The organism is Sphingobacterium sp. MYb382 (assembly GCF_037572665.1).
Classification (GTDB): Bacteria; Bacteroidota; Bacteroidia; order Sphingobacteriales; family Sphingobacteriaceae; genus Sphingobacterium.
On sequence record NZ_JBBGZT010000012.1, the window covers coordinates 145,319 to 159,769 of the forward strand.

11 protein-coding genes are annotated in these 14,451 nt (G+C 40.9%); 9 read left to right on the forward strand and 2 right to left on the reverse strand.

Translation table 11 applies throughout. From position 1 onward, the window contains the following. Window positions 1-220 precede the first annotated feature (220 nt). Complete coding sequence (locus WH223_RS05780) at window positions 221-1,345, forward strand: DEAD/DEAH box helicase (protein ID WP_340046586.1); 1,125 nt, start codon at window positions 221-223, stop codon at window positions 1,343-1,345. A gap of 64 nt (window positions 1,346-1,409) precedes the next feature. Beyond that, window positions 1,410-1,604, forward strand: coding sequence for a cold-shock protein (locus WH223_RS05785; protein ID WP_340046587.1), 195 nt, complete (start codon window positions 1,410-1,412; stop codon window positions 1,602-1,604). Between the two features lie 127 nt (window positions 1,605-1,731). Here the strand turns inward: WH223_RS05785 and WH223_RS05790 are convergent, their stop codons facing one another. Beyond that, complete coding sequence (locus WH223_RS05790) at window positions 1,732-2,166, reverse strand: cold-shock protein (protein ID WP_340046588.1); 435 nt, start codon at window positions 2,164-2,166, stop codon at window positions 1,732-1,734. A gap of 322 nt (window positions 2,167-2,488) precedes the next feature. On the opposite strand from WH223_RS05790, the gene WH223_RS05795 reads away from it, so the two are divergent. The 5 genes from WH223_RS05795 to WH223_RS05815 are packed head-to-tail and all read left to right on the forward strand — an operon-like array spanning window position 2,489 to window position 8,435. Beyond that, window positions 2,489-3,613, forward strand: a complete 1,125-nt coding sequence (locus WH223_RS05795; protein ID WP_340046589.1) for a porin — start codon at window positions 2,489-2,491, stop codon at window positions 3,611-3,613. Between the two features lie 44 nt (window positions 3,614-3,657). Beyond that, window positions 3,658-5,088, forward strand: coding sequence for an anion permease (locus WH223_RS05800; protein WP_340046590.1), 1,431 nt, complete (start codon window positions 3,658-3,660; stop codon window positions 5,086-5,088). Window positions 5,089-5,101: 13 nt separating this feature from the next. Beyond that, complete coding sequence (locus tag WH223_RS05805) at window positions 5,102-5,752, forward strand: succinate dehydrogenase cytochrome b subunit (RefSeq protein WP_340046591.1); 651 nt, start codon at window positions 5,102-5,104, stop codon at window positions 5,750-5,752. Window positions 5,753-5,764: 12 nt separating this feature from the next. Continuing rightward, a complete protein-coding gene (locus tag WH223_RS05810; protein ID WP_340046592.1) occupies window positions 5,765-7,681 on the forward strand; it encodes a fumarate reductase/succinate dehydrogenase flavoprotein subunit in 1,917 nt (638 codons plus the stop codon). 7 nt (window positions 7,682-7,688) lie between these two features. After that, window positions 7,689-8,435: a succinate dehydrogenase/fumarate reductase iron-sulfur subunit gene (locus tag WH223_RS05815; RefSeq protein WP_340046593.1), complete on the forward strand. Its 747-nt coding sequence runs from the start codon at window positions 7,689-7,691 to the stop codon at window positions 8,433-8,435. A 509-nt stretch (window positions 8,436-8,944) separates the two neighbouring features. On the opposite strand, the gene guaB is transcribed toward WH223_RS05815, so the two are convergent. Then, window positions 8,945-10,420, reverse strand: coding sequence for an IMP dehydrogenase (guaB, locus tag WH223_RS05820; RefSeq protein WP_340046594.1), 1,476 nt, complete (start codon window positions 10,418-10,420; stop codon window positions 8,945-8,947). 219 nt (window positions 10,421-10,639) lie between these two features. On the opposite strand from guaB, the gene WH223_RS05825 reads away from it, so the two are divergent. Next, on the forward strand, window positions 10,640-11,119 hold the full coding sequence (locus WH223_RS05825; RefSeq protein WP_340046595.1) for a hypothetical protein: 480 nt from the start codon (window positions 10,640-10,642) through the stop codon (window positions 11,117-11,119). Window positions 11,120-11,392: 273 nt separating this feature from the next. Then, window positions 11,393-14,386 carry a protein translocase subunit SecDF gene (gene secDF, locus WH223_RS05830; protein WP_340046596.1) on the forward strand — a complete coding sequence of 998 codons (2,994 nt, stop codon included), beginning with the start codon at window positions 11,393-11,395 and terminating at the stop codon, window positions 14,384-14,386. Window positions 14,387-14,451: the final 65 nt, after the last annotated feature.

The following is a 14,451-nucleotide window of genomic DNA, read 5'->3' on the forward strand; positions in this document are numbered from 1 at the left end:
TGTAGCTTATAATAGGCCACTGCCTTTGCTTTATCTGTTGTAGTTTTAAACTATGTAGTTCAGTTTTCGCTTTTTCAGCTGCCGCTAATTTACATTATTGCATGCGCATTTTTCACGGCAACGTGGTTGGAAAACAACAAACAAAACAGGTTAAATCCTATTCAGCTAATCAGCTGATAAATAGCCAGACGACTAGTCGTGGTCCTTTCTATACATTCTCATGATTTTCAAAGACTTAAATATTATTTCGCCTATTTTACAGGCGATTCAAGCCATAGGCTATAACACCCCTACCCCCATTCAAGAGGCGGCGATTCCCATTATTTTATCCGGAAGTGACATTATAGGCTGTGCACAAACAGGAACAGGTAAGACAGCAGCTTTTGCTATCCCTACTCTACAGCTATTATCTGCAAAAAAGAAAGATAGCAGTAAGCCTCGTGTTTTGGTATTGACACCAACACGCGAACTTGCTTTACAAGTATTCGAGAACTTCGTAAACTACGGTAAACATCTTCCTTTCAAACAAACGGTTATTTATGGTGGTGTTTCGCAAGTAAACCAAGTAAAACAACTGAAAAATGGTGTAGACATTATTGTCGCTACACCTGGTCGTTTACTAGACCTTGCAAACCAAAGACTTCTTGACTTATCGGGTATCGAAACGCTTATCCTTGATGAGGCCGACAACATGCTTGACATGGGCTTTATCCATGATATCAAGAAAGTATTGGCGAAGATTCCGGCTAAACGCCAGACATTGTTCTTCTCCGCTACAATGCCTCCTGCTATTCGTAAATTTGCAAGCTCAATCTTAAACAATCCGCAAGAAATCAGCGTAAACCCTGTTTCTTCGGCTTCAGGTTTCATTGATCAGTCTGTTTATAAGGTTGAAAAAGGAGATAAAACAAGCTTGCTTATCAAGATTATTAAAGAAGAAGGCATTAAGCAATCGCTCGTTTTCACACGTACGAAGCATGGCGCCGACCGTTTAGTAAAGCAGCTGGGCAAAGCAAAAATAAACGCTATGGCAATCCACGGCAACAAATCACAAAATGCTAGACAAAGAGCATTGAATGATTTCAAAAATGGAGCGCTTCAAATTTTAGTAGCAACCGATATCGCTGCTCGTGGTATCGATATCGATGAACTACCGCATGTAGTCAACTATGAATTGCCTGATGTATCAGAGACCTACGTTCACCGTATTGGTAGAACAGGTAGATCTGGAAAAGATGGTACAGCAATTGCATTTTGTAGTTCCGAAGAAAACGGTAACTTAGCTAATATAGAAAAGCTAATAGGGCAAAAAATTGCCATCAAAAAATTCAAGTCAAAACGCTAGGTAGCGTTACGATTATAAAAGAACTGGTTTAAACAGTATTATTAATTATTTAAAAAGCAACAAAATGCAAGAAGGAAAAGTTAAATTTTTCAACCCAACAAAAGGTTTCGGATTTATTACACCTACAAACGGTGGTGCAGATATCTTTGTTCACACAACAGGTCTTATTGACGAAATTTACGAAAATGATACCGTAACTTTCGAGGTTGAAAATGGTAAAAAAGGTCTTAACGCCGTTAAAGTAAAAGTTGTTCAATAAAAACAACTAAAGTTTGCATAAGCACCTGTGTTTATGCAAACTTACCAAAAAAAAGAAGGTACCTAATTGGATACCTTCTTTTTTTTGTGCCTAACCTAAGCTAGGCTTTATTCTTCACGTGTAAACTTTAGTTACCGTCTATAATTACTTCAGAAACCTGATCACCTTGCTTGCTACGAATAGATTTGTAACGTACGCGTTGATCGATTTTTAAGGTCATACCAACCAATTTATCATTAAAGTAAACTGTTTGTTTTGTTTCATTATCGCGGATAAAACCATAATGTCCTTCATGGTTGTAATACGATACTTTACCATGGCGGTACTCTTCTTCTGCCGCTTCTGGTCTTGTTAAGTGCTCTTCTTTGAACTCGTATTTTTTCTCCGGAGGGGTATCCGTTAAGTTACCAAATTCATCAACATAAGCGAACAACTCCTCTAAAGCTTTCCCTTTGTCGTTATTCGACTTGTTTAGTTCTTTTTTCTCAAGCTTTTGCTGTTTCTTCTGTTGTTGTTTCTTTGCTCGTTCTTTTTTGTTTGAAGTGATTTGGTTTCTAGCCATTCATTGAATATAATAAATTAAAAATCAGATATATACTTTTCGTGCAGATGAATCCTTTTTTTAATTCAAAAAAGGCTGTATTCGGGGTATCTCCATCAAAGGTACTATTTTTTTTGACCATAAAAAAACAAACCTGCTCTTCCAGCATTATCTTTAAATAATGACCATGCTCTATTGGGTAAAGATATCATGAGGAGATAAAATTACGGGCTATTAATTAATTGTTTAATAATTAATAAAAACAAGTAAACATTTTTATTATTCACTTGTTATATCATAAAGGAATTACCAAAATACCTTTAGAAAATACCTTTACTCTGCTATGAAGAAGAATATTATTTTGTTTTTGTTGGCGCTCGCCTCTTTACAAAGCTATGCACAAGTACCTGACAGTACATGGGGAAAAGAGTTTGATAACTACCCCACATTTAAATTTAAAGGCCTATTTCAGGCTCGCTACACCTCCAGCCTCGCGAAAGATGTAGACATCAGTGGTTTACACCATGAGGCCGGGAAATACACCAGTAATTCCTTTGCACTTAAGTATATGCGTGTGCAAGTACAGGCTGCAATCAGTAGACGAACTGAAGTTGTAGCTCTTGTTAATTTAGCCGATTTTAAATCGGACCCTAAAACAAAGGTTTTGGAAAACGCCTATATCAAATACACCTTTGGTCCAGCACTAGGAATTACTGTTGGACAGTTTAGACCGTGGTTTGGTATTGAGGAGACCTACCCTGTTGATATTATTAAATCTTTAGATTGGTCCAACCAATACAGCGAGTTCGGAAAAAATGGATGGACGAGCTTCCAAATCGGTGTTTCAGCAAGCGGAAAGACGCTCGTAGGTAAGATGCCCCTACAGTATGCACTATCTCTGGTGAATGGAAATGGTAAAAACCAAATTATGGACAACAATAGTGGCAAACAATACTTGCTACGAACGGTTGCCACCCTATCCCAAAAATATGCCGTTCACTTCGGCTTAAATGGTGGTGTAGGCCATGTACCTGCTGGCGATGTCTATGCTTGGGGACTTGATGTAACAAGCACTATCCCCCTATCAAGGAAGTTCTTTTTCGACGTACAAATAGAAGGAAAACAAGCCCTTAACCATGCGCTACAAGCTGCAACAGAAGACCCAGGGCCACTTGGAGATTATCGTATGCGCGGGGTTTATGTATTACCCAACTTGCGTTATGAAATTAAATACAAAAACCTTGGCGCCATCGAAGCGTCCTGCCGCTATGAATACTTCGACCCTAATTTCCACCTTAATTCTAACCCTCGACAAACCTATACGCCCATGTTAGGTCTGGAATTTCTAAAAAATTATGGAGCCCGCATTCAGGTAGGTCTTCAAATAGATCGCTACAAACATCAATTTAAAAATACCAATACCCATAACGGTAATTTACTCATATTCCAAGTGCAGAGTAGACTCTGACGAAATACAAATATTTATAAAACAGAATGCTAAAATAATGATTGATGAGAGAAATTAATCTTAAAAACGCAGGCATCACCCTTATAATAGGTCTCGTGATAGCCTTTATCCCAGCTCCTGCTGGTGTAACAATTGAAGCATGGCGCCTCTTTGCCATCTTCGCTGCAACCATCCTCGGTATCATTTTAAAAGCTGCCCCGATGGGTACAATGTGTATGCTTGCCGTGGCGCTTACAGCGTCCACACAAGTGTTGGCTCCAGGAAATCCGAGCGCCTCTATCGTAAAGTCACTGAGCGGATTTGGCGACAAAGTAATTTGGCTAATCGGTATCTCCTTTTTTATCGCACGCGGTTTCATTAAAACAGGATTAGGTGATCGCATCGCTTTCCTTTTTATCCGTCTGTTTGGAAAAAGCACGCTAGGCCTAGCTTATGGCTTAGGCTTGGCCGATTTATGCCTTGCTCCTGCGATTCCGAGCAACACGGCGCGTGGTGGTGGTATCATTTACCCCATTATGAAGTCGATGGCGATGAGCTTCGGGTCCGTACCGGAAGACCCAAAAACCCACCGAAAGCTCGGCTCGTACCTCACTTTGAACAGCTATTACATGAACCTCATTACTTCGTCTATGTTCCTAACCGGTACAGCGAGTAATCCGATGTGTCAAAAATTTGCAGCCAACTTAGGTATCAACATCACGTGGTTATCGTGGGCTGCAGCGGGCTTTGTTCCAGGCCTTGTTGCCTTTCTTGTTGTTCCTTTTATTCTGTACAAAATATATCCACCAGAATTAAAGAAAACAGGCGATGCCCCTAAAATTGCTAGCGAAAAACTCCGCGAGATGGGTGCTATTAAACGTAATGAATGGCTAATGCTTCTTGCTTTTGCCATCCTGTTGACGTTATGGATATTTGGCGACAAACTATCTGTGGATGCTACCACTACGGCTTTCATAGGCTTGTGTGTTCTACTATTGACTTCGGTGCTTACCTGGGAAGATATAAAAGCAGAAAAAGGAGCTTGGGATACGATTGTATGGTTTGCGGTACTGGTTATGATGGCCAGCTCCCTTAATGAGCTTGGCTTTATCAGTTGGTTTAGCGAATTGGTAAGAAAAGAAATAGGTATGTTGAGCTGGGTCGTTGCCTTCCCGGTTATCATTTTAGTATATTTCTTCAGTCATTATATTTTTGCCAGTGCCACCGCCCATGTGGCAGCCATGTATGCAGCCCTCTTAGGTGTCGGCGTTTCACTGGGTATACCGCCTATGCTGCTCGCTATGATGCTTGGTTTTATGGGTTCTATCTACGGAGTGTTAACCCATTACGGGCATGGCCCTGCTCCAGTTTTCTTCGGAAGCAACTATGTAGAGCTTAAGGCCTGGTGGGTCAAAGGATTAGAAATAGGTATTGTTCTTTTAATCATCTACATGGGTATAGGTGGTTTATGGATGAAAGTTATTGGTTATTATTAAGCTTAAAAACAGCATGCAGACAACTTTAACACGAAAAATAATCATCGCTATAACGGGTTTATTTTTAGCATTTTTCCTCACGATACATTTTCTAGGAAACATGCAGCTTTTTCTACCTGTAGAAAAAGCAAGGCTACAATTTAATTGGTACTCACAACTGCTATCCAAAAATGGATTAATCAAAATTGTTTCTTATGTGCTTTACTTAAGCATCTTGGCACATGCCTTTTTTGCACTCAAAGTAACGCTAACGAACAAAAAATCTAGTGGCGCTTATCGCCAAGATAAACGTGGGCGAGCAAGTAAATGGTATAGCCGAAATATGGGTATACTAGGAAGTATCATTCTTATATTTTTGGTTATCCATTTCAAAAACTTCTGGTATGTATACAAGTTTGGAACGGTGCCTTTAGATGCCGATGGACAAAAGGACCTCTATGAGATTGTGGTTACTACTTTTAAAGAATGGTGGTATGTGGTGATATATGTATTAGCTATGATTGCTTTATGCTACCACCTTATTCATGGCATTCACAGCGCTATACGCAGCTTTGGTCTTTACCATCCGAAGTATGGCAAGTGGGTACAATATATTGGCATCACCTTCTCCGTGCTGGTATGTACCGGATTTGCACTCATGCCTATTTACATCTATTTACGTTAAGCTACTCAAGCTATGGAATTAAACGCACGTATTCCCGAAGGCTCTCTAGCCGATAAATGGGATAACTATAAAAAAACTGCTAAACTCGTCAATCCGGCGAATCGCAAAAAATTGGACGTTATTGTTGTAGGTACCGGCCTTGCTGGCGCCTCTTTAGCGGCCTCCTTGGGTGAAATGGGCTACAATGTTAGTACCTATTGTTTTCAAGACAGCCCGCGGCGCGCCCACTCGGTCGCTGCGCAAGGTGGTGTGAACGCTGCCAAGAATTATAAAAATGATGGCGATAGCGTCTTCCGGATGTTTGTTGACACCATTAAAGGTGGTGACTTTAGGTCGCGTGAAGCCAATGTATATCGCATGGCTGAATGTTCATTAAACTTAATCGACCAGGCGGTAGCACAAGGTGTTCCCTTTGGTCGTGAATATGGAGGCTACCTAAACAACCGCTCTTTTGGTGGCGTTCAGGTAAGCCGCACTTTTTATGCTCGCGGGCAAACAGGACAACAGTTGCTGCTAGGCTCCTACCAAGCGATGATGCGACAGGTGCAAAAAGGATCGGTAAAACTACATGCCCGTCATGAAATGTTGGACTTAGTGGTTGTAGACGGTAAAGCACGAGGTATTATCGTGCGCAACCTAGATACAGGTGCTATAGAAAGGCATTCCGCTCATGCTGTAGTCCTCGCCACTGGTGGTTATGGAAAAATATACTACCTATCGACCTTAGCGATGGGCTGTAATGGATCGGCGATTTGGCGTGCCCACAAAAAGGGAGCTTACATGGCTAGTCCAAGTTGGATTCAGATACACCCTACCTCACTCCCACAATCGGGGGATTATCAATCTAAGCTTACGCTGATGTCGGAATCACTGCGTAATGACGGAAGGATATGGGTACCTAAGCTTAAGGACGAAAACAGAAATGCGAATGATATACCTGAGGAGGAACGCGACTATTATTTAGAGCGCCGCTACCCTGCTTTTGGAAACTTAGCGCCACGTGATATTTCATCCCGCGCAGCGAAAGAACGTATTGATGCGGGTTTCGGTATTGGGCCCCTCAAGAATGCGGTATACCTTGACTTTGGAAAAGCTATTCGGGAACAAGGGCTTCCAAAAATCAAAGAAAAGTATGGCAACCTGTTCGATATGTACCTTAAAATAACAGGATACAATGCTTATGAAGTACCGATGATGATTTCGCCTTCAGCGCATTTCTCTATGGGCGGGCTGTGGGTAGATTATGACCTAATGAGCACCATTCCTGGTCTTTTCGCACTGGGCGAAGCTAATTTTGCAGATCATGGTGCCAACCGATTAGGGGCAAACTCTTTACTACAAGCATCTGTTGATGGTTATTTCATTGCTCCCTATACGTTGAGCAACTACTTGTCCAATGAAATTCACACAGGAAAAATAAGTACTGATCACCCTGCTTTTCAACAGGCGGAAGCCGATGTGAAAGCGAAGCTCGAGCAGCTACTTAAAATTCAAGGCAATAAAACGGTAGATCATTACCACAAAGCGGTCGGTAAAATTTTATATGACTACTGTGGACTTAGCCGTACGGAGGAAGGTTTAAAAAAGGCCATCCAAAGTATTCAAGACTTACGTCAAGATTTTTATCAACATGTAAAAATACCAGGCACCCCGCAGACGATCAACAATGAGCTCGAAAAGGCTGGCCGTGTGGCCGATTACCTAGAGATTGCTGAATTGATGTGTCATGATGCCTTAAGTAGAAATGAATCCTGCGGAGCACATTTCAGAGAAGAATATCAAACCGAAGATGGCGAAGCTATGCGTAACGATGAGGCTTACCAATTTATATCAGCTTGGGAATGGAATGAAAAACCCGAGCAGCCAATTCTACATAAAGAACAGCTAAACTTCGAATTTATCAAACCAACTGTAAGAAGTTACAAATAAGTACACGATGAAACTCACGCTAAAAATATGGCGCCAGCAAAACCAATCAGATCCTGGCGAACTAAAATCCTACCTATTAGAAGAGCTCAATCCGCATATGTCTTTCTTAGAAATGCTGGACAGTCTTAATGAAAAACTTATTTTGGAAGATGAAGACCCGGTAGCCTTTGACCACGATTGTCGTGAAGGTATCTGTGGGCAATGTGGCATGATGATTAATGGTATCGCGCATGGTCCGCTAGAAAATACAACGACCTGCCAGCTGCACCTTCGTTCTTTTAAAGATGAAGATACGGTTTACTTAGAGCCTTTCCGCTCTGGTGCTTTCCCTGTCCGCAAAGACCTCAGTGTAGATCGCTCGGCAATGGATCACATCATTTCAGCAGGAGGCTACATATCCACCAATACAGGACAAGCTCCCGATGCACTTGCATTACCTATCGGCCATCCGACGGCAGAGGCCGCCTTCGACTCCGCAGCCTGCATTGGTTGTGGCGCTTGTATAGCAACCTGTAAAAATGGTAGTGCGGCCTTGTTCACTTCGGCAAAGATCACTCACCTCAGTCTGCTGCCGCAAGGCGACATTGAAAGGTCAGCACGTGTCACCAACATGGTAAATGCTATGGATGAAGCTGGTTTCGGTCATTGTAGCAATACTGAAGCCTGTGAAGTAGAATGTCCACAAGGGATATCCGTGCTTAATATTGCTCGCATGAATTATGAATTTATCCGTGCAAAACTACGTTCGAAATAAAATAACGAACTATTAATAAAGAAGAGAGAAATCGAATTCATTAGCCTGCGGAGCCTGATCTTAGTATCAACTCTGCAGGCTTTATGCAAAACCCAGCGACAGCTAGAGTCCCCCCTCTCGCTACTTTTATTACCAACAATCAAAAAATCAGCTTACACATCTAATATGGCATACATCGATGCCTCCTTAGCTTCCTTTTCCGAGGTCATCTACCCAGCAAGAACAGCCCAACAATAGGTCTGCTATCCGCAACTTAGCAACGAGTAGACAGCAAAGCTTTAGCCAGCAAAACAAGTACTTAGCATAATAAAACAAGAATAAACTAAGGAAATCCGCTTTAGAACTTATGGCCGAGATAATTAGCCTTAAAAAAAGAAAAGTTCGAGGCAGGAGCCTCGAACTTTATCTAAACCAATTATTAACCTAAATTACGAATCTTTCTTTATGTTAATAACGTTAAACTTTATATAAAATTATATATAACTGAAAGAAAGTCAAACTTTTTTCAATTAGCCTCTACTGTTGTAGTTTGGCGCTTCTTTCGTAATCGAAATATTGTGTGGGTGCGACTCACGTAAGCCAGCTCCTGTGATACGTACAAACTGTGCTTCTTTAAGACGCTCGATGCTTCCAGCACCACAGTAGCCCATTGATGCACGTAAACCACCAATATATTGATAAACAACTTCAGCTAAGGTACCTTTGTAAGGCACTCGACCAACGATACCTTCAGGCACTAATTTTTTAATATCTTCTTCTACATCTTGGAAGTAACGATCTTTCGACCCTTTCTCCATAGCCTCCAATGAACCCATACCACGGTACGATTTAAATTTACGTCCTTCATAGATAATGGTTTCTCCTGGTGCCTCTTCTACCCCTGCGAAAAGTGAACCTGCCATAATTGTGTCTGCCCCTGCTGCGATAGCTTTAGCGATATCACCTGTTTGTTTGATACCGCCATCCGCAATTAAAGGAACTCCAGTACCCTTTAATGCTTTAGCAACTTCATACACAGCATATAATTGAGGTACCCCAACACCAGCAATAATACGCGTTGTACAGATTGAACCAGGTCCAATACCTACTTTCACAGCATCTGCTCCCGCATCAGCTAATGCTTTGGCTGCTGCACCTGTAGCAATGTTACCTACGATAACTTGTAAATCAGGGAATGCCGCTTTCACTTCTTTCAACTTCACAATAACACCTTTAGAGTGTCCATGTGCTGTATCAATCGTTACAACATCTACACCTGCATGTACCAATGCTTCCACACGCTCTAAGGTATCTGCTGTTACACCAACAGCGGCACCTACTAATAAACGGCCGTGGCTATCTTTAGCAGCATTTGGGTAGTGTTTATATTTCTGGATATCTTTAAAGGTAATTAATCCTTTAAGGAAGCCGTTTTCATCAACGACCGGTAATTTTTCGATTTTTTGATTTTGTAAGATTTCCTCCGCTTGGATTAAGTCGGTTCCTACAGGTGCAATAACAAGGTCTGTTTTTGTCATCAACTCCACAATAGGTTTCGTCATATCTTTCTGGAAGCGTAAGTCACGGTTAGTAACGATACCTACAAGCTTACCTGCCGCATCGATAATTGGAATACCACCAATCTTATGGTCGCGCATAATTTTAAAAGCGTCACCTACGGTTGCTCCTTGCTCTAGCGTTACTGGATCTTGGATCATCCCACTTTCTGAACGTTTTACTTTACGCACTTCAGCAGCTTGCTCAGCAATGCTCATATTTTTGTGCAACATACCGATACCACCAGCCTGCGCAATAGCAATAGCCAATTCAGCACCCGTCACCGTATCCATAGCAGCAGATACTAAAGGGATGTTCAATCGAATATTTCTCGTTAATTGTGTACTTGTATCAACGTCGCGAGGTAAAATTTCCGAGTAAGCTGGAATTAATAAAACGTCATCGTATGTAAGGCCTTCGGCTACGAATTTTTGTGGGTCTAACTGCATAGGGCAAATATTTTGGAGTTTCTATTTGCCAGGCAAAACTACACAATTTTCGTGAAAACGCAAACAAAATTCTTTTTTTATCAAAACGATGACATTCAAATTAAAAAAACATCTTTTTTACGTTTTTGTGCATGTTTGGCAAGCTATTTGCAAACAATCCGTCCAAGGATTAACTGAACAACAGGTGTCCCCCTACATTACAAAACAAATTATATACACATGAAAAAAGTAATTTTACCTTTATTAACTGTTACTGCTTTAACTATCGGATTAAATGAAGCAAAAGCACAAACACCATACAAGTCCGCAATTGGTATTGTGTTTGACGGAAGTGACGGCGCTAATGCAGGTATTCAGTACAAGACAGCGTTAACAGGTACTTCAGCAGCACAGTTCCAAGCTGCTTTTGGTAGCAACTGGATCTCGTTGGGTGCTGACTGGTTATACCAAAGAGCAATTCCTGAAGCACAAGGTCTTTCTTGGTATGCTGGTGCTGGTGCGCAAGTAGGCTTCCATACGGGTAGCTATGTAGGCGATAAAGTATGGTTAGGTGTACGTCCACAAGCAGGTTTGGAGTTTAAACTTCCTACGCTTCCTCTAGCTGTTCACTTAGATTACAAACCTTACATCGGTTTCAATAAAGGTACAGGATTTAACGGTGATGGATTCACTTTTGGTGTTAAATACATCATCAAATAAACGTTATTTTAACAAAACAAACACGTACGTAAAGCCCAATTTTTCCAGTGATGGAAGGTTGGGCTTTACAATTTTATAGGCAAGGCTTAACATTTTTTTAACAGCTGTTTATCAAGGGCTAAGGACAAGACAATCCTTTTTATTTTGATAAATAGCCAATAATCTTTTGATTCTGCAAAATTTTTATACCTTTGCCAATCGTGGTTCTTATACCATTAGACTTAAATCAGAAATAGATATTAAACTAAATAACTTAATACACGAATACAGACAATGCAGAGTAAAGGGCTGATTAAATTCTTGGTGATAGTGGTATCAATAGCATGCCTCTATTCCCTATCATTCACGTTTGTTACACGTAAAGTGGAACGCGACGCTGCTGAATATGCGAAAGGCGATATGGCCAAAGAAAAAGCATATTTAGATTCTATGGCTGGTGAAGAGGTTTATAATCTTGGACTAGCGAAGTTTACCTATAGAGAAGCTAAAGCACATGAGTTGGCTTTAGGTCTTGACCTTAAAGGAGGTATGAACGTAACCATGGAAATATCCTTGGACGAGCTTATCAAAAACTTAGCTAATAATCCTAAAGATGAAAAATTCAATGCTTCCGTTGCTAACGCACTTCAGAAGAGTAAGTCTGTAAACAAAAGTGTTGTTGATTTATTTGTTGAAGATTATAAAGCTTCAGGAGCTACAACTCCATTAGCTTCTTTCTTCGCTACAAAAGATAACTCTACGTTAATCAAAGCGTCAAGCTCTGATGCGGAAGTACGTAACTTCTTAACGAAAGAGTCGGACAATGCTATCCAAAATTCATACAAAGTATTACGTACGCGTATTGATAAATTTGGTGTTGCATCGCCTAACATTCAGATTCAACAAGGTACAAACCGTATTTTGATTGAACTTCCTGGTGTAAACGATGAGGCTCGTGTACGTAAATTACTTCAAGGTTCTGCGAAGTTAGAATTCTACGAAACACACAGCAACTTCCAAGTTTACCCATTATTGGAGAACATCAACGGTATTTTAGCATCTTCATTGAAATCTACAACGGCTACTACAGCTACGGCTAAAGATAGCGTTGCTACAGATTCAACGAAACGTGATGATAACTTATTAGCAAACTTAGGTGCTGCTAAGAACGAAAAGAAAGATTCTGCAGCGACAGTTAGTCCTGAGGTTGCAGCAAACAATCCTTTGTTCAGCATCTTAAGCCCTGCTACCTACATGGAGCAAAATGGTCAGCCTCAATTGGCACCAGGCCCAATGGTAGGTATGGCGAACCTTAAAGACACCGCTCGTGTAAACGCCTACTTAAACCGTCCAGAAGTTAAAGCTAACATTCCTGCTAACTTAAAACTTTTATGGGCTGTTAAACCAGAACAAAGAACACCAAACTTCCTTTCTTTATATGCTATTAAATTAGCATCTACAGAAACAGGTGCGGTAATGACAGGTGATGTTGTTACAGATGCACGTGATAACTTTGACCAACACAACAATCCTGTTGTCTCTATGGAGATGAACATGGATGGTGCGCGTCAATGGCGTAGAGTAACGGCACAAGCGGCTCAAAACCGCGAGGCTATCGCTATCGTATTGGATGGTGTTGTATACTCTGCTCCTTCTGTTAACGAAGAAATTCCTAATGGTAACTCACAAATCTCGGGTAGCTTCACCATTGAAGATACGAAAGATTTAGCTAACGTATTGAAAGCAGGTCGTCTACCGGCTACAGCTAAAATCGTTGAAGAGGCTATCGTAGGTCCTTCATTAGGTCAAGCAGCAATCGACGCAGGTATCAACTCTGCGGTAATCGGTATCGTAGTTGTTATGATCTTCATGATTTCTTACTACAACCGTGCTGGTATCGCAGCTAACATTGCGGTATTATTCAACGTATTCTTCTTGATGGGTATCTTAGCATCTTTAAATGCTGTACTTACGCTTCCTGGTATTGCTGGTATCGTATTAACGATGGGTACGGCGGTAGATGCCAACGTACTTATCTATGAGCGTATCCGTGAGGAATTAAGAGGTGGAAAAAGCATTCGTCAAGCAATCAGTGATGGTTACAAACATGCGATGCCTTCTATCTTAGATTCGCAGATTACGACGTTCTTAGTAGGTTTAGTGTTATTCTTCTTCGGTAGTGGACCAATCTTAGGTTTTGCAACAACATTAATGATTGGTATCGCAACATCATTGTTCACCTCTATCTTTATCTCTCGTATTATTTTCGAATACATGTTGAGTAAAGACATGAAGATCTCTGTGTCTTACCCTTGGTCGGCAAACACATTGTTGAACGCGAACTTCCAATTCATCAAGAAACGTAAAACATTCTATGCTATCTCTGTTGTAGCTATGATTATCTGTGTGGCTTCTATCTTCACAAAAGGATTCACATTAGGTGTTGACTTCCGTGGTGGTCGTACGTTCACTGTAGCTTACGAGAAGCCAGTAGATTTAGAAGATGTACGTAAGAACTTAGATGAGACTTTCGCTTCATCTACAGAGGTTAAAACGTTCGGTAGTGAAAACCAAGTTCGTGTAACAACGACTTACCATATCGATGAGACTAGTGACGAAGCTGATAAAGAAGTATTAGCTAAGTTGAACGAAGGTTTATCAAAAATTTCAGGTAACAAGCATGAGATCTTATCTTCACAAAAAGTAGGTCCTTCTATTGCTACAGATATTAAAGACAGAGCGATTTGGTCGGGTATCTTCTCTATCATTATCATTGCTGCCTACATCTTAGTTCGTTTCCACAAATGGCAATACTCTATCGGAGCAGCCTTTGCGACGATCCACGATGGTGTTATCTTGTTAGGTTTATTCTCTATTTTGGATGGTATCGTACCTTTCTCTTTAGATATTGACCAACACTTTGTGGCTGCAATCCTAACGGTACTAGCCTACTCGGTGAATGATACGGTTGTTGTATTTGACCGTATTCGTGAAGACCTTGGCAAGCCAGGTGCACACAGCAAAAACTTCGGTGATGTTATTAACCATGCGATCAACACCACTTTAAGCCGTACGGTAATTACTTCCTTAACGATTATCTTCGTATTGGTTGTGTTATTCATCTTCGGTGGTGATGTTATCCGTGGATTCTCTTTCGCTATCTTAATCGGTATCGTTGTGGGTACGTACTCTTCAATCGTACTTGCTGCTCCTTCGGTTTACGATTTAGGACGTGGAAAACACATTACAGAAGAAAAAACAGAAGAAGCAAAAGTAGTTACTCCATAAGAATACTACCTTCATCATAGAAAACAGGGCTTATCAAATTGATAAGCCCTGTTTTTTTTGTGTAA

Bases quoted from the DNA above. Each gene is read 5' to 3' on its own strand.
- WH223_RS05780 (WP_340046586.1), top strand. From the start codon at position 221: ATGATTTTCAAAGACTTAAATATTATTTCGCCTATTTTACAGGCGATT.
- WH223_RS05785 (WP_340046587.1), top strand. From the start codon at position 1,410: ATGCAAGAAGGAAAAGTTAAATTTTTCAACCCAACAAAAGGTTTCGGA.
- WH223_RS05790 (WP_340046588.1), bottom strand. From the start codon at position 2,166: ATGGCTAGAAACCAAATCACTTCAAACAAAAAAGAACGAGCAAAGAAA.
- WH223_RS05795 (WP_340046589.1), top strand. From the start codon at position 2,489: ATGAAGAAGAATATTATTTTGTTTTTGTTGGCGCTCGCCTCTTTACAA.
- WH223_RS05800 (WP_340046590.1), top strand. From the start codon at position 3,658: ATGAGAGAAATTAATCTTAAAAACGCAGGCATCACCCTTATAATAGGT.
- WH223_RS05805 (WP_340046591.1), top strand. From the start codon at position 5,102: ATGCAGACAACTTTAACACGAAAAATAATCATCGCTATAACGGGTTTA.
- WH223_RS05810 (WP_340046592.1), top strand. From the start codon at position 5,765: ATGGAATTAAACGCACGTATTCCCGAAGGCTCTCTAGCCGATAAATGG.
- WH223_RS05815 (WP_340046593.1), top strand. From the start codon at position 7,689: ATGAAACTCACGCTAAAAATATGGCGCCAGCAAAACCAATCAGATCCT.
- guaB (WP_340046594.1), bottom strand. From the start codon at position 10,420: ATGCAGTTAGACCCACAAAAATTCGTAGCCGAAGGCCTTACATACGAT.
- WH223_RS05825 (WP_340046595.1), top strand. From the start codon at position 10,640: ATGAAAAAAGTAATTTTACCTTTATTAACTGTTACTGCTTTAACTATC.
- secDF (WP_340046596.1), top strand. From the start codon at position 11,393: ATGCAGAGTAAAGGGCTGATTAAATTCTTGGTGATAGTGGTATCAATA.